The organism is Dyella caseinilytica, assembly GCF_016865235.1.
GTDB lineage: Bacteria > Pseudomonadota > Gammaproteobacteria > Xanthomonadales > Rhodanobacteraceae > Dyella_B > Dyella_B caseinilytica.
In genome coordinates this window covers 796,259-810,483 of record NZ_CP064030.1, presented here as the reverse complement: position 1 = coordinate 810,483, position 14,225 = coordinate 796,259, and the positions used below count along the sequence as shown (strand labels likewise).

Below are 14,225 nucleotides of genomic sequence, written 5' to 3'. Positions count from 1 at the left end.
AGGGTTATTTCGTCAACGCGTGAACGGCAGGGACTGCCTGTTCTTCGCGCTTCAGCGCTTGCGCAATCTCGCCCACTCGCGCTGCCAACACCTTCGCTTCCCGCGCACACACCGTGGCATGACCCACCTTGCGTCCCGGCCGCGATTGCTTGCCATAGTCATGCCAGTGCCCGTCCACGGTGCTGAGCACAGGCGTAGGATCCGGCAAATCACCAATCCAGTTGAACATCACCGAGTAGCCGCGTGTCGCGGTATCCCCAAGCGGTAAACCCAGCACGGCGCGCACGTGATTCTCAAACTGGCTGGCCACCGCACCTTCGATAGTCCAGTGACCCGAGTTGTGCACGCGCGGCGCCATTTCATTACCAAGCAATTGCCCGTCCTTGACGAACAGCTCCAGCGCAAAGACACCCACGTAGCCCAATCGCTCGGCAAGCACGCGAGCCAATTCCGCGGCACGCACCTGCAGCGCATCCACGTCAGGCGCAGGCGCAAGACTGAGGCTAAGCACACCATCGGTGTGCCAGTTCTGGGTCAGCGGCCAGATGCGAAAATCACCGTCGCGTGTGCGCACGGCGAGCACCGAAAGCTCACGATCGAACGGCACGAAGGCTTCCAGAATCAGGCCATGCGCACTGGCCTGTGCGCCCAGTGCAGCCCAGGCGGCGTCCGCATCGGACAACTGCTTGATACGGAACTGGCCCTTGCCGTCGTAGCCGAGACGGCGTGTCTTGAGAATCGCCGGCGCACCGATGACGGCTAGCGCACGATCGAGATCTTCACGGGTATCGATCGCTTCGAACGCCGGTGTCTGCAAGCCACATTCGCGGAACAGTGTCTTCTCGGCCAGACGATCCTGTGCGACGGCCAGGGCGCGAGGATCAGGGAATACCGCCACGCGCTCAGCCAGCCAGTGCGCCGTCTCAGCCGGCACGTTCTCGAAATCGAACGTCACCACATCGACTTCCGCGGCGAATTTTTCCAGCGTGGCGTAGTCGGTCCAGTCGGCCAGCCGCAAGGGCGCTACTTGGCCCGCACAGGCATCGGCAGCGCTATCCACCACCAGGGTCTTGACGCCCAACGGCGCCGCGGCAAGCGCCAACATGCGGGCCAGCTGTCCGCCACCGAGAATGCCCAGAACAGGTTGCTTACGTTCGGTCACGCGCGAGGATCCGGGTTATCCAGTACCGACTGGGTTTGACGGGAGCGATAAGCCTCGACCGCCTTGGCCAGCGCCGGATCGTGCAACGCAAGCACCGCCGCCGCGAGCAAGCCGGCATTGACCGCGCCGGCCCGGCCGATCGCCAATGTGCCCACCGGGATACCGGCCGGCATCTGGGCAATGGAAAGCAGCGAATCCATACCGTTGAGTGCCTTGGACTGCACGGGCACGCCAAACACGGGCAAACGAGTCTTGGCTGCCAGCATGCCAGGTAGATGAGCGGCCCCACCGGCGCCGGCAATGATCACCTGGATGCCGCGACTGACCGCTTCTTCCGCGTACTGGAACAGGAGATCCGGCGTGCGGTGTGCGGAGACCACCCGAACCTCGTGGGACACGCCCAATTCCTGGAGCAGGTCAGCCGCATGCGTCATGGTTTCCCAATCCGAACGCGACCCCATCACCACACCAACCCGCGGTGCTGCCGTTGTTACCGTCATGGCCCGGTCGTCCAAAAGGGGATATTGTACGTGCTTCCCCGCATTGCAACGATACCTCTCGCCCGACCATGGATAAGCGCCTGCTCGACATTCTCTGCTGCCCGGTAAGCAAGACTCCGGTGCGTCCGCTCACCAGCAGCGAACTGAGCACCGTGAACCAGGCCATCGACGCCGGCCAGGTGTTGAACGTGGCGGGCGCCACTGTGCAGGCCCGGTTGAGCGAAGGGCTGATCACCGTGGACCGCAAGGTGATCTACCGGATCGAGGACAGCATCCCGGTGATGCTCCCCGAGGAAGGTATCGGCACCACCCAATTCAACGACTTCGCCGCCTGAGCATGGCCTGAAAAATCCGTCCCGGATTTTTCTCCGACCCACCGCGTGCGGCACCTGACGCAGCTTCACAAATCAAGCACTTGCACGTTTGCTTCGTAGGCGGCGCATCCATGCACCATGCGAAGCCCCCAAGTCAGCTCCACGCAAGTTCCTGTCGCCTGGGCCTGGGGTTGAACACCAAAGCTAAAATCCTTGACGTCCGGCATGGCGGGGAAACCCGTTTTCGCTTATGTTGCTTGGATAAGCAGGCAGTCCGTCGACAGAAGTTAATGGCCAACCACAGGGGTGTGGCGATGAATCCAGCCAACGAGCCATCGAACATCGTCAATTTGAGCCAGCGGCTGGACCCCTCCAGCGGCCGTGGAGGCGACTTGTTGAATGCCGTCCGGAGCATCGCCACCCGCCGCCTGCAGCAATACATTGGCAACATGTTCGAGCACGTCGACGATGCACTGTTCGATCTTGCCGAAAAGGCCGAGAACAACGCCGCGCAGATGCATTACTTCGATGGCATGCGCGAGGTGCGCAAGCGCCGCCCAGTGATCGAGCGTAGCTTCCTGGCGCAGGTGTCGCGCGAACTGAATGATTTCGTCAGCGGCCAGCGCTCGACCTCGCAAAGCGGCACTGCCACGCCACTAGCCGGTTCGATCGAACTTTCTCTGGTGGCGGACAACGAGTTGGAAGAATCGCTGGCCATCACCAGCATGATCGGCAAGAACGAGACCCGCCTGGCTCGCGACCTGTTCGCAGTGAACCAGCGTCTCTCGGTGATCTGCGGCGGCGCGAAGATCGAAGACGCCACCAATCCGGTCGGCCCTGCCTTGCTCGCTCAGGCGTTCCGTCTGTCGATGCGCGAACTCAGCGCCGACATGCGTGTGAAGCTGATCATCTACAAGTTGTTCGATCGCTACGTGATGGCTTCGCTGGACGAGCTGTACCAGGAAACCAATGCCGAGCTGATGCGTGCCGGCGTGCTGCCGCAGCTGCGTCACGAAGTGGTGCGCCCCGGCGGCGGAACAGCCACGGGCACCGCCGCAGCTGCCGCCGGCGATGTGGCCGCCCCGGTGGCGGACGACAGCGAAGCGTCGGCGGAATTACTACAGACGCTGCGCACCCTGTTCGGCGCCCGCCGGGCTCATCCGGATGTGCCGCTTTCGGCTTTGACACAAGGCCCCTTGCCCACCGCCAACGAACTGATCGGTGCGCTCAGCGTGCTGCAAAGTCAGGCGGCGACGGTGCCGGTCATGCCGCTGTCGACGGGCGGCGCCAGCGCCATGGATATCACCCAACAGGTGCTGCAGCTGAAAGAACAGCTGCTAAGTCAGTTGGGTTCTCTGCGTGGCCAGAAGCCGGGCCAGATCGCCACGATGGACGAAGACACCATCGACCTGGTCGGCATGCTGTTCGAGTTCATCCTCGAAGACCGCAATCTGCCGCCGCAGATGCAGGTCATGCTGGCACGTCTGCAAATTCCGTATTTGAAAGCCGCGATCATCGACCGCAAGCTGTTCGCGCACCGTCAACATCCGGCGCGCCGCCTGCTCGATGGCCTGGCAGAGGCAGCCAAGAGCTGGTCGGAAGAATCCGACCGCGATGGTCGCCTGCACGACACCGTCAAAGCCATCGTCGAGCGTTTGCTGCAGGAATTCGACGACGACATGACGATCTTCGATCGCCTGTTCGCCGAACTGCAGCAGTTCCAGGAAAGCAACCGTCGCCGCGCCGAACTGGCCGAGCAACGCGTCGCCGAATCGACGCGTGGCCGCGAGAAACTGGAACAGGCGCGCCGCCGCGCCGCACGTGAAATCCTCAACCGCATTGGCGACCATGTGCTGCCACCGTTGGTCCATGGCGTGCTGTCGCGCGCGTGGGCCAACTATCTGGTGCTGACCATCCTGCGCAAAGGCGACGAATCGCCCGAGCTCCGCGAGGCGCTGCGCTTCGTCGACGCCTTTATCGCCAGCACCAAGCCGGTGCGCACCCCGGAAGCCAAGCGCGACCTGCGCCAGCTGCTGCCCGGCATCGAGCGCGCGCTGCGCAAGGGCCTGGCGAACGTAGCCTTCCAGGACGCCGACATCGAGCGCCTGCTCGGCCAATTGCACACCTACTATCGCCAGCAGCTTGGCGAAGCGGCCATTCCCACCACCGAACAGCAGCCACAGGCCGCCGAAGGTACGCCCGCGCCGCTGCCGATTCCTGAAAGCATCCAGCCACTGGCCGAAAGCATGGCTGACCTGGAAGACGATCCGGCCCTTGCCGAGCCCGACGCAGCGACTGTCGCACCGGAAGTGCGCGAGGAACTTGAGCACGTCAGCGAACTCAAGCCCGGCACCTGGCTGGAGTTCAACAGCACAGACGACCATTTCGAACGCGCCAAGCTTTCGTGGATCAGCCCGATGAGCGGACGCTATCTGTTCGTCAACCGCCGCGGCCTGAAAGTCGCGGACTACTCGCCGTATGAACTGGCGACGGTGATGGCCGAAGGGCGTGCCCGCATCCTCGCTTCGAATGCACTGTTCGATCGCGCCATGGATGCTATCGTTGATCGACTGAGCCACGAAGAGGCTCGCACCAATGACACGGAATGACCACTGCACTTCGTTTCACCCCGCCTGATACGGCAACGATCAACGCTGATGTGGAGCGCGCCTTTGCCGAAGACCTCGGCATGGGCGATGCCACCGCCAGCCTGCTGCCGGCAGACGCCCAGGCCACTGCACAGCTCACCTGCCGCGAAGACGCCGTCGTCGCCGGCATCCCGTGGTTCAACGCCTGCATTCACAAACTCGATCCACAAGCGAAGATCGACTGGCATGTGACCGATGGCGACCGGATCGCCCCCGGTACCGTGGTCTGCGTCATGCACGGCAATGCGCGTGCGCTCGTCAGCGCCGAACGCTCCGCGCTCAACTTCCTGCAATTGCTGTCCGGCACCGCCACCACCACCGCGACCTATGTTGCTGCCGTGGCGGGTACGAACGTGCGCGTGCTCGACACCCGCAAGACCGTGCCCGGCCTGCGCCTGGCGCAGAAATATGCCGTGCGCTGCGGCGGTGGGCACAACCATCGCATCGGCCTGTATGACGCGATCCTGGTGAAAGAAAACCACATCATCGCCGCCGGCAGCATCGCCGCCGCCGTCCTGGCGGCACGGCAACTGCATCCCAGCCTGCTGCTGGAAGTAGAGGTGGAAAACCTCGACGAGCTGCAGCAGGCGCTGGATGCCGGCGTCGACCGCATCATGCTCGACAACTTCACCCTGCCACTGATGCGCGATGCCGTCGCCCATACCGCCGGCCGCGTACCGCTGGAAATTTCCGGCAACGTCGACCTGAGCACCATCAGCGACTACGCCAGCACCGGCGTGGACTTCATCTCGGTCGGCGCGCTCACCAAGAACACGCGGGCTGTGGATCTTTCGTTGCGCCTGAAAATCGACTGACTTGTAGCGACCACTGGACGCCCACACACTGCAGATATGGGCGACCTCGCGACACTTCTGCTCTTGATCATTCTGCTGGGCTTAGGCGGCACCTGGCTTACGCTCAGTCGCGCCCGCGATCGCGCCATCCAGGAGGCGCGCACACGCTGCCAGCAGTATGGGCTGCAACTACTGGATGAAACGGTCGGCTTGAGCGGCGTGCGCTGGCGACGTATCGGTGAGCGGCGTGTGGTGGAGCGGCGTTACAGTTTTGAGGTGAGCATCGATGGTAACGATCGCGAGGCCGGTCACCTGTGGATGATCGGCAACACGCTCACTGCATTGGTGCTGCCTACCATCGAGTTGTACACACCTGAGCTACCCGATCATTCCGATGGACGGGCCAACGTTGCGCAAAGCGGGAACGTGGTGCCGTTTCGGCGTCGGAATGGCGATCGGGATGTTCGGCACTGATTCTGGGTGACACCGTATCGATCGTGTGCGTTGCGTGCCTTGTATCGGGTCGCATGCGCATGCGACCCAACACGAAGCCACCGCTTACTTGACCACCCTCAAATGCGACCCGCTGCGCTTCGGCTTATCGCCATCCGTCGGAGGCTCAGGTGCGGGCGGTGACGGCGGCGTGTCGGAAGGCGGATCGCCACCATCTTCTTCCTCGGCCGGAAACATCATCCCCTGGCCGTTCTCCTGTGCATACAACGCCAGGACCGCAGGCACTGGAATCTGGATACTATGGCTGACGCCGGAAAAGCGGGCCTGAAAGCTGATCCATTCGTTGCCAAGGTCCAGGTTGGCGACCGCGCGCATGGCCAGATTGAGCACGACCTGCCCGTTCTTGATCACATGCGGCGGCACGCGCACACCATTGTGGCCCGCGTCCACCAGCATGTAGGGCGTGAGGTTGTTGTCGCTGATCCAATCGTAAATGGCCCGCAAAAGATAGGGCCGATTGGAGGTCATGCCATGGGGGGACTGCTGTGTCACCGGGAAGATGCTCTGAATGGATACTGCTTGAGATCACCGGCCCCATCTGCCCGCAAATCACCCAAGCGTCAGGTGAAGGCAATGTGGCCGCTTGCTGGCCGGCATCCGAAAGTATGTAGACAAACCCGGCCGGCCCCGGCGTATTGAATTTGAAATGTTCGGGGATGTCCAGAACACCCGCACACTGCCCATGCTCCTTGCCGCCCGGGCAGCATCTGATGGCTCGCGCCGGTCAGGAGGCCCGCAGCGCCCTTTCCTCGGAAGTCAGGCTGCGTGCATAGCCCTGGCTATGGAACATGCGCTCGCCGTAATCCATGACCGGCTTGCCTTCCCGTCCCAGCTCGACACCCAGCGCGGGCAGCCTCCATATCACTGGCGTCACCAGGCAATCGACCAAGCTCATCTCCGGGTTGAGGAAGAACTTCGACGCCTTGAACAGCGGCACGGTGCTCAGCAATTGCTCACGCAGGCGCTTGCGGGCGGCATCCGCGGGGCGGCCACCGGCACGGATATGGTCGATCTCGGGCAGCCAATCGCGCTCGATCCGCACCGACGCCAGCCGCAACCGTGCGCGGGAAAGCGGGTCGATCGGCATCAGCGGAGGATGCGGATAACGCTCATCCAGGTACTCGCACACCACTGAGGTGTCGTAAAGGGTGAGCTCGCGATCAACCAGCGTCGGCAGCGAGTTGTAGGGATTAAGGTCGGTCAGGTCTTCCGGCGGCTTGGCTGGGTCGACCTGGACCAGATCGTAGCCGACTCCCTTCGCTGCCAGCACCAGTCGTACACGATGACACTGAATATCATCGGCAGCGGAGTAAAGGGCGAGTACTGTCCGGGAACGAGCGTTCTGGACCATGCACTGTTCTCCCCATTATGTATGACCGCCGGGGATGGCCCTCGCCATCGTCACGCGGCGGTCACAAATCCTTTTAATGAATGTCCTTCCAATATTCCTTCTTTAGCAGATAGGCCAGGAAGGTGAAAGCCAGCAGGAACAAAACCACCCAGATGCCGTAATGCCGCCTCTGCAGGGCCGCCGGGTCGGACACGTATTCGAGGAAGTTGGTCAGGTCACGCGTGGCTTGCTGGTACTGCTCCGGCGTCAGGCGGCCCTGATGGGCAAGCTTGAGCTTTTCGATCTGCGGATCGTCACCTGCTTTGGCTGCCGCCATGACCGGCACCTGCTCGCCCTGCAGCTCCCACAACGGGAACGGCATGGCGGCGTTGGGCAGGATCAGGTTGTTCCAGCCGATCGGGCTCTTGGGGTCCAGATAAAAGGAGTTGAGGTAGGCAAAAACCCAATCTGGCCCCTTGGCGGACACTTCCAGCGACAGATCCGGCGGTGCCTTGCCGAAGAACTTCTGCGCATCGTCCGCCGGCATGTGCGAGATCACCGGATCGCCGAATTTCCCACCGGTGAAGTTGAAGTTGTTCATCACGTCGTCCTCGGTCAAACCGAGGTCATCCGCGATGCGCTCATAGCGCATGTACTTGAGCGAGTGACAACCCACGCAGTAGTTGAAGAACAGATGGGCACCGCGTTGGAGCGACGCGGTGTCGCGCAGGTTGGTACCGGCGGACGGTAAGTCCGGCCCCTCAGCCATCACCGCGGAGGTGCCCAGCAGCAGGCCGAATGCCAGCGCAAAAGTGGAAAGGTAGCGCTTAATCATGCGTGGTCACCCGTTCCGGAACCGGCTTGGTCTTTTCCCAACCAAGGTGCGTGTAAAGCCACAGGAATACGAAGAAGCCGAAGTAGATCAGCACCATCACACGGCCAAACAGGTTCTCCACTGAGGTGACGTCCACACTTGATCCGAACAGCATCGGAATCAGCTCAGCGGTGGAATCGGTACCGATCAGCACCAGTCCGAAGAACGCCAGCACGAACAAGGTGAGCGCCACCTTGAAGCCGGTGCCGCGATAGCGGATGGATTTCACCTTGCCGGCATCGATCCATGGCAGCAGGAACAGAAGCACGATCGCCCCGAACATGCCCAGTACGCCCCATACCGCAGTACCGAAGGCGGATGGAATCATGCGCACGATGGCGTAGAACGCGGTGAAGTACCACACCGGTTTGATCTGCGCTGGCGTCACCAGGTTGTTCGCCGGGATCGAGTTGTCATGCTCGAGGAACCAGCCACCGAACGTCGGCTGGAAGAAGATGATGAAGGCACCGATGGCAAGGAACAGGCCGACGCCCACCAGATCCTTCACCGTGTAATACGGGTGGAACGGAATGCCATCGGCGGGCTTGGTCGCATCCCAGCGATTGCCCTTCGCGCCGTGCTTGATGTCCACGCCGTCCGGGTTATTCGACCCCACTTCATGGAGCGCCGCCAAGTGCAGCACCACCAGCAGGATCAGTACCAGCGGCAAGGCAATCACGTGCAGGGCGAAGAAGCGGTTGAGCGTGGCATCGGCGGGCAGGAAGTCGCCCATGATCCACTCGACCAGATCCTTGCCGATCACCGGAATCGTGCCGAACAGCGACACGATCACCTTCGCACCCCAGAACGACATGTTGCCCCACGGCAGCACATAACCCATGAAGGCTTCGGCCATCAGCACCAGAAAGATCAGCATGCCGAGCAACCACACCAGTTCGCGCGGTTTCTTGTACGAGCCGTACAGGATGCCGCGGAACATGTGCAGATAGATGACCACGAAGAACAGCGATGCACCGGTGGAATGCATGTAGCGAATCAGCCAGCCCCACTCCACGTCACGCATGATGTACTGCACCGAATCGAACGCGCCGGACGCGCTCGGATCGTAGTTCATGGTGAGGAAGATGCCGGTGATGATCTGGTTGGCCAGCACCAGCAATGCCAGCGAACCGAAGTAGTACCAGAGATTGAAATTCTTCGGCGCGTAGTACTCGGTCATGTGTTTGCGATACACCGGCATCAAGCCGGGCGCGCGCTCATTGACCCACTCGCCAATAGTGGAGAAGACGTTTGCCATTACGCTGCCCCCTGCGGATCGACACCGATCTGCACTGTCGTATCGTCAACGAAGTGATACGGAGGGATCTCCATATTCTTCGGTGCCGGCACGCCCTGGTAGACACGGCCTGCCATGTCATAGCGTGAGTGGTGGCAGGGACAGTAATAGCCGCCTTGCCAGTTCGGATCGAAGGGCTCGGCCTTCATCTCGCCCACGTAGTCGGGCACGCATCCCAGGTGCGTACAGATGCCGATCATCACCAGCCACTCGGGCTTGATGGAGCGTGTGGCGTTCTGTGCGTATTTGGGCTGCTGATCGACGGAAGAACCCGTCGATCCGGGATCGACCAGACGAGGATCCTGCTTGGGCAGGGCCGCAAGCTGAGGAGGCGTGCGGTTGACGATGAATACCGGGAGGCTGCGCCACGCCACGATCAATTGCTGGCCAGGCTCGATCTTCTTGAGTGACTGGGTGACCGGCGCACCGGCGGCCTTGGCTCTTGCACTGGGTTCCCACGACTTAATGAAAGGCACTGCTGCCGCCACCACGCCCACTCCCCCCACTACGGCAGTTGTCGTAGTGAGAAAGCGGCGGCGGCCTAGATCGACGACTTCGTTCGCCATCAGGCTCTCCGGTACTTGCATGCCATTGAGAATGCAGAAACCAGATACTGCCGTCGCGGACGAAAAAGGTTGCGCTTCGCCGACCGCCCCAGGATCGTGCCCCTGCAAAAACTGCGTTACCTCGTTACCTTACAAAAATCACGTTAGTCTAGTCTCAGGTTCAGCACCCTACAATAAAACCGCAGGGGCGGTCACGTCGCTCTGCCACACTCCACGAATCGGTTACGGACTCGCACTACGACATGAAGCATGCCGCCGGCATCGTCGCCTTTATTGCCCGCTTCGTGGTGCTTGGGTTGGCGCTTGCGTTCGTCATCAGCCTGGTCTGGCCGGGCGTTGGCGATCGGCTGCGCGCGCGCTTCGGACTGGAACACGCGCCCGCTGCCGCGGTGAGTACCGAAACCACATCCACCGCGGTCAATGCACCGGCCTCCTATTCCGACGCCGTGGCCAAGGCCGCGCCCTCGGTGGTGAACATCTACGCCAACAAGGTCGTCACCGAGCAGGCCGTCAAGATGTTCACCGATCCGCTGATGCAACAGCTGTTCGGCAACACGCCCGCTGGCCCGCCGGTAACACGACGCGAGCAGAACCTTGGCTCCGGCGTGATCGTCAGCCCCGAAGGCTATGTGCTCACGAATAATCATGTGATCGCCAATTCCGATGACATCCAGGTGCTGCTGTACGACGGACGCGTGGCCAAGGCCACCCTGGTCGGCGCCGATGAAGAAACCGATTTGGCCGTGCTGAAGATCCAAAACGCCGGCAACCTGCCGGTGATCCAGATGGCCGATCCGAAAAAGCTGCGTGTGGGTGACGTGGTGCTTGCCATCGGCAACCCGCTCGGCCTCAACCAGACCGTGACGATGGGCATCATCAGCGCGATCGGCAGGCAGCTGAGCAACAGCAGTCCGGAAGATTTCATCCAGACCGACGCCGCCATCAACCTCGGCAATTCCGGCGGCGCACTGGTCAATAGCAATGGCGATCTGGTTGGCATCAACACGTTGTTGATCGGCAAGGCGGCAAATGCCGAAGGTATCGGTTTTGCCATTCCTGTCGATACAGCTACCAACGTCCTGCGACAATTAATCGCAACCGGGCATGTGATCCGCGGCTGGCTGGGCGCCGACTACGGCTTCGTGCCCGTGGCCGCAGACAGCGGCCTGCCGTCCGCAGCGCGGGGCGCGCAAGTCACGGATATTTATCCCAATGGACCGGCCGCCCTCGCCGGCCTTCAGGTCCACGACATCTTGCTGCAGTTGGGTAATGAAGATGTCCGCGATCCGGCCGACCTCAGCCGACGCGAAGCCGACCTCAAGCCCGGCAGCAAGGTGGAGTTGTCAGGCCTGCGCAATGGTGTGCCCTTTCACCTGATGCTGACGGTGGCCCAGCGTCCGCTGCAGACACCCACGGCGGCATCCGCCGCGAACAGCAGCAGCTCCTAACCATCCAAGATTCAAAGGCTCGCCGATGCCGGCCCTGTGCGCAGGGCTTTGTTGTATCGCTGCAGCAACTCGCCCACGCGCTGCACATAAACCTGTGTTTCGGCAAATGGCGGCACGCCGTTGTAGTGCTGCACAGCGCCAGGTCCCGCGTTATAGGCTGCGGCAGTTAGCCGCACGTCGCCGTTGAAATTCTTCAGCAGCAAACCGAGATAGCGAGCGCCGCCGTGAATGTTCTGCGCCGGATCGAAGGCATCGAGCACACCCATGTCGTTCGCAGTGCTTGGCATCAATTGCATCAAGCCCTGTGCTCCTTTCAGCGACATGGCGCGTGGATTGAAGGCACTTTCGGCATGGATGATCGCGCGGATCAGCGCCTCATCCACGCCCGACTCAAGACTCGCGTTGTGGATCACATCCGCATAATCCGTGAGATCCAGGTGCACCGTACCCCAGTTAATCGGCGAATGCAGATTGCACGCCATGCACGTGGCGATATAGCTGAAAAGTCGCGTGACGTTGCGCGCCAGCGCACCGGAGGGCTGGATGTTGGTGTACTCCACGCTGCCGTCTTTATGCACCACACGATAAACAGCGCCGGTTAGCACCCGGTTGTCCGGTGAATCCTGTGCCCCAGCGGAAGCCTGCGCGGCCGACAGCGCATCGCGTGATTCGCTATACGTCCATTGCCCTGGCTTCCCGGTGAGAAGCGGTGATGCTGGCGCTTCCTGCGCCGTCGTCTCCACGCCGCCCTGCACCCGGTCCAGCGAAACCACGATCGGCGCGATGGGCTGGGCCGTGGTGTCAGCCCAGCCAGTTACCCAAGCCAACGAAGTCACTTCTTTCGTTGCGCGCGCAGCATGAGGGGCTGCCGTGGCGAACGACGTGACCTGCTTGCAGTCGTGATAGCCCGCGGCGTTACCGCTGAAGACCACTTCGCCCTGCGACCCCACACAGCGGAACAGCGCCCCCGCATGAGCCGGCGCAAACCATAGAAAAAAGACGCAGCCAAGCGTCACCTGGAACAGGATCAACAAAAGCGCAGGGAGGCGGTTTGCCTTGGGGCCGGCGCCTCCCCCTTGGCGTACGGCAGCGAACATGGCGGCAGTGTGCCCCGGTAACTTGCCCGAGCCAAGCCTAAATTGCTGATTTCGTGAGCCGGAACATGCCTCGCATTACCGTTCGTCGTCCCGGCCCAGGCCGGGACCCAGAGACTTATGCTCCACCAAAGACACCGGATCCCGGCCTGCGCCGGGACGACGACTCCCTTGCCATTAGCATGACCAGCGAGCATGCCAGCCGGCCGGCCAAGAGCCCGCAAGTGCTTGATCCATCAAATCCCTTGCTGGCAGCCAACCCTCCGCCCTAGTAAAATGCCTGGTTCGACGCTACCCGCGTCCCGCCTTTCGATTTCACGGTACCCAACGCCATGAGCGGCAAGCTTTTCATCAAGACCCACGGCTGCCAGATGAACGAGTACGACTCGGCCAAAATGGCCGACGTGCTGAAGGCGTCGCATGGCCTGGAATTGACCCAGGACGAGTCGGAAGCGGATGTCATCCTGGTCAATACCTGCTCGATCCGCGAGAAAGCGCAGGAAAAAGTTTTCAGCCAACTCGGCCGCTGGAAGGAATACAAACAGGGCGAGAAGCAGGTTCTGATCGGCGTGGGAGGCTGCGTGGCTTCGCAGGAAGGCGAGGCGATCATCAAGCGCGCTCCGTACGTGGACCTGGTGTTCGGCCCGCAAACCCTGCATCGCTTGCCCGAACTGATCGAGGCCAAGCGCGCTACCGGCAAGCCGCAGGTGGATATCAGCTTTCCCGAAATCGAAAAGTTCGACCGCCTGCCCGAACCGCGTGCTGAAGGCCCCACTGCCTTCGTATCGATTATGGAAGGCTGCTCCAAGTACTGCTCCTACTGCGTGGTGCCCTACACCCGCGGCGAGGAAATCAGCCGCCCATTCGATGACGTGATCGTGGAAGTGGCGCAACTGGCCGACCAGGGTGTGCGCGAAGTGATCCTGCTGGGCCAGAACGTCAACGCCTACCGCGGTCCGACGCATGACGGCGGCACCGCAGATCTCGCCGTATTGATCCACGCCATCGCGCAGCTCGAAGGCGTCGACCGCATCCGCTTCACCACCTCGCATCCGCTGGAGTTTTCCGACTCGCTGATCGAGGCCTATGCCAACGTACCCAAGCTCGCCAACTTCCTGCATCTGCCGGTGCAGGCCGGTTCGGACCGCATCCTGACTGCGATGAAGCGCGGTTACACGGCGCTGGAGTTCAAGCAGAAGATCCGCAAGCTGCGCGCGGTGCGTCCGGATATCTGCATCTCTTCCGATTTCATTGTCGGCTTCCCCGGCGAAACGGATGAGGATTTCGAAAAGACCATGAAGCTGATCGACGATATCGGCTTCGACCAGAGCTTTTCCTTCATCTTCTCCGCACGCCCCGGCACACCCGCTGCGAACCTCGCTGACGACACCCCGGCAGCGGTGAAAAGCGAACGCCTCGCTCGCCTGCAAGCCGTGCTCAACGCCAACGCGAAGAAGATCAACGAAGCGATGGTCGGCACCGTGCAACGCGTGTTGGTGGAAAAGCCGAGCAAGAAGAACGCGAACGAACTCACCGGCCGCACCGAAAACATGCGCTACGTGAACTTCCCCGGCCCGAGTCGTCTCATCGGCCAATTCGTGGACGTGGTCATCACCGAAGCGATGACCAATTCGCTGCGTGGACGGATCGGCGGCGCGGACAGCCAGGCAGCCTGACACACCATC

At 61.7% G+C, this 14,225-nt stretch carries 14 protein-coding genes; 6 read left to right on the top strand and 8 right to left on the bottom strand.

Translation table 11 applies throughout. The features are described from left to right. Nucleotides 1-4: 4 nt before the first annotated feature. Both ISN74_RS03345 and purE read right to left on the bottom strand, forming a co-directional pair. Nucleotides 5-1,162, bottom strand: a complete 1,158-nt coding sequence (locus ISN74_RS03345; RefSeq protein ID WP_188797388.1) for a 5-(carboxyamino)imidazole ribonucleotide synthase — start codon at nucleotides 1,160-1,162, stop codon at nucleotides 5-7. Beyond that, a complete protein-coding gene (gene purE, locus ISN74_RS03340; protein WP_188797386.1) occupies nucleotides 1,159-1,662 on the bottom strand; it encodes a 5-(carboxyamino)imidazole ribonucleotide mutase in 504 nt (167 codons plus the stop codon). The genes ISN74_RS03345 and purE overlap by 4 nt, the downstream gene beginning before the upstream one ends. Nucleotides 1,663-1,730: 68 nt before the next feature. On the opposite strand from purE, the gene ISN74_RS03335 reads away from it, so the two are divergent. The 4 genes from ISN74_RS03335 to ISN74_RS03320 all read left to right on the top strand — a co-directional run bounded on the left by ISN74_RS03335 (nucleotide 1,731) and on the right by ISN74_RS03320 (nucleotide 5,892). Further along, nucleotides 1,731-1,997: a Trm112 family protein gene (locus tag ISN74_RS03335; RefSeq protein ID WP_188797384.1), complete on the top strand. Its 267-nt coding sequence runs from the start codon at nucleotides 1,731-1,733 to the stop codon at nucleotides 1,995-1,997. A gap of 293 nt (nucleotides 1,998-2,290) precedes the next feature. Beyond that, nucleotides 2,291-4,585 carry a DUF1631 domain-containing protein gene (locus ISN74_RS03330; RefSeq protein ID WP_188797383.1) on the top strand — a complete coding sequence of 765 codons (2,295 nt, stop codon included), beginning with the start codon at nucleotides 2,291-2,293 and terminating at the stop codon, nucleotides 4,583-4,585. Then, nucleotides 4,582-5,439, top strand: coding sequence for a carboxylating nicotinate-nucleotide diphosphorylase (gene nadC, locus ISN74_RS03325; protein ID WP_188797381.1), 858 nt, complete (start codon nucleotides 4,582-4,584; stop codon nucleotides 5,437-5,439). Before ISN74_RS03330 ends, nadC begins: the two co-directional genes overlap by 4 nt. Before the next feature lie 36 nt (nucleotides 5,440-5,475). After that, nucleotides 5,476-5,892 (top strand): DUF3301 domain-containing protein, encoded by a 417-nt coding sequence (locus ISN74_RS03320; RefSeq protein ID WP_188797379.1) that lies wholly within the window; start codon nucleotides 5,476-5,478, stop codon nucleotides 5,890-5,892. 84 nt (nucleotides 5,893-5,976) lie between these two features. Here ISN74_RS03320 and ISN74_RS03315 read toward each other — a convergent pair whose 3' ends face one another. The 5 genes from ISN74_RS03315 to petA form a co-directional block, all read right to left on the bottom strand. Beyond that, a complete protein-coding gene (locus ISN74_RS03315; protein ID WP_188799482.1) occupies nucleotides 5,977-6,399 on the bottom strand; it encodes a ClpXP protease specificity-enhancing factor in 423 nt (140 codons plus the stop codon). 256 nt (nucleotides 6,400-6,655) lie between these two features. Then, nucleotides 6,656-7,282, bottom strand: coding sequence for a glutathione S-transferase N-terminal domain-containing protein (locus ISN74_RS03310; protein ID WP_188797377.1), 627 nt, complete (start codon nucleotides 7,280-7,282; stop codon nucleotides 6,656-6,658). 73 nt (nucleotides 7,283-7,355) lie between these two features. Further along, entirely contained in the window at nucleotides 7,356-8,096 is a 741-nt protein-coding gene (locus tag ISN74_RS03305; RefSeq protein ID WP_188797375.1) for a cytochrome c1, read from the bottom strand. Continuing rightward, a complete protein-coding gene (locus ISN74_RS03300; protein ID WP_188797373.1) occupies nucleotides 8,089-9,393 on the bottom strand; it encodes a cytochrome b in 1,305 nt (434 codons plus the stop codon). Before ISN74_RS03300 ends, ISN74_RS03305 begins: the two co-directional genes overlap by 8 nt. Further along, nucleotides 9,393-9,998 carry a ubiquinol-cytochrome c reductase iron-sulfur subunit gene (petA, locus tag ISN74_RS03295; protein WP_188797372.1) on the bottom strand — a complete coding sequence of 202 codons (606 nt, stop codon included), beginning with the start codon at nucleotides 9,996-9,998 and terminating at the stop codon, nucleotides 9,393-9,395. The genes ISN74_RS03300 and petA overlap by 1 nt, the downstream gene beginning before the upstream one ends. Nucleotides 9,999-10,240: 242 nt before the next feature. Between petA and ISN74_RS03290 the strand changes: the two genes are divergently transcribed. Then, nucleotides 10,241-11,446 carry a trypsin-like peptidase domain-containing protein gene (locus ISN74_RS03290; RefSeq protein WP_188797370.1) on the top strand — a complete coding sequence of 402 codons (1,206 nt, stop codon included), beginning with the start codon at nucleotides 10,241-10,243 and terminating at the stop codon, nucleotides 11,444-11,446. Between the two features lie 11 nt (nucleotides 11,447-11,457). Here ISN74_RS03290 and ISN74_RS03285 read toward each other — a convergent pair whose 3' ends face one another. Further along, nucleotides 11,458-12,543: a lytic transglycosylase domain-containing protein gene (locus tag ISN74_RS03285; protein WP_188797369.1), complete on the bottom strand. Its 1,086-nt coding sequence runs from the start codon at nucleotides 12,541-12,543 to the stop codon at nucleotides 11,458-11,460. A 329-nt stretch (nucleotides 12,544-12,872) separates the two neighbouring features. Here ISN74_RS03285 and miaB point away from each other — a divergent pair, with 329 nt between their 5' ends. Further along, nucleotides 12,873-14,216: a tRNA (N6-isopentenyl adenosine(37)-C2)-methylthiotransferase MiaB gene (gene miaB, locus ISN74_RS03280; RefSeq protein ID WP_188797367.1), complete on the top strand. Its 1,344-nt coding sequence runs from the start codon at nucleotides 12,873-12,875 to the stop codon at nucleotides 14,214-14,216. The last annotated feature ends 9 nt before the right edge of the window (nucleotides 14,217-14,225 follow it).

What these genes read in the sequence shown, in the direction of transcription:
- ISN74_RS03305 (WP_188797375.1), bottom strand. Translation starts at nt 8,096, where the DNA reads ATGATTAAGCGCTACCTTTCCACTTTTGCGCTGGCATTCGGCCTGCTG.
- ISN74_RS03330 (WP_188797383.1), top strand. Translation starts at nt 2,291, where the DNA reads ATGAATCCAGCCAACGAGCCATCGAACATCGTCAATTTGAGCCAGCGG.
- ISN74_RS03320 (WP_188797379.1), top strand. Translation starts at nt 5,476, where the DNA reads ATGGGCGACCTCGCGACACTTCTGCTCTTGATCATTCTGCTGGGCTTA.
- nadC (WP_188797381.1), top strand. Translation starts at nt 4,582, where the DNA reads ATGACCACTGCACTTCGTTTCACCCCGCCTGATACGGCAACGATCAAC.
- ISN74_RS03285 (WP_188797369.1), bottom strand. Translation starts at nt 12,543, where the DNA reads ATGTTCGCTGCCGTACGCCAAGGGGGAGGCGCCGGCCCCAAGGCAAAC.
- purE (WP_188797386.1), bottom strand. Translation starts at nt 1,662, where the DNA reads ATGACGGTAACAACGGCAGCACCGCGGGTTGGTGTGGTGATGGGGTCG.
- ISN74_RS03335 (WP_188797384.1), top strand. Translation starts at nt 1,731, where the DNA reads ATGGATAAGCGCCTGCTCGACATTCTCTGCTGCCCGGTAAGCAAGACT.
- ISN74_RS03310 (WP_188797377.1), bottom strand. Translation starts at nt 7,282, where the DNA reads ATGGTCCAGAACGCTCGTTCCCGGACAGTACTCGCCCTTTACTCCGCT.
- ISN74_RS03315 (WP_188799482.1), bottom strand. Translation starts at nt 6,399, where the DNA reads ATGACCTCCAATCGGCCCTATCTTTTGCGGGCCATTTACGATTGGATC.
- miaB (WP_188797367.1), top strand. Translation starts at nt 12,873, where the DNA reads ATGAGCGGCAAGCTTTTCATCAAGACCCACGGCTGCCAGATGAACGAG.
- ISN74_RS03300 (WP_188797373.1), bottom strand. Translation starts at nt 9,393, where the DNA reads ATGGCAAACGTCTTCTCCACTATTGGCGAGTGGGTCAATGAGCGCGCG.
- petA (WP_188797372.1), bottom strand. Translation starts at nt 9,998, where the DNA reads ATGGCGAACGAAGTCGTCGATCTAGGCCGCCGCCGCTTTCTCACTACG.
- ISN74_RS03290 (WP_188797370.1), top strand. Translation starts at nt 10,241, where the DNA reads ATGAAGCATGCCGCCGGCATCGTCGCCTTTATTGCCCGCTTCGTGGTG.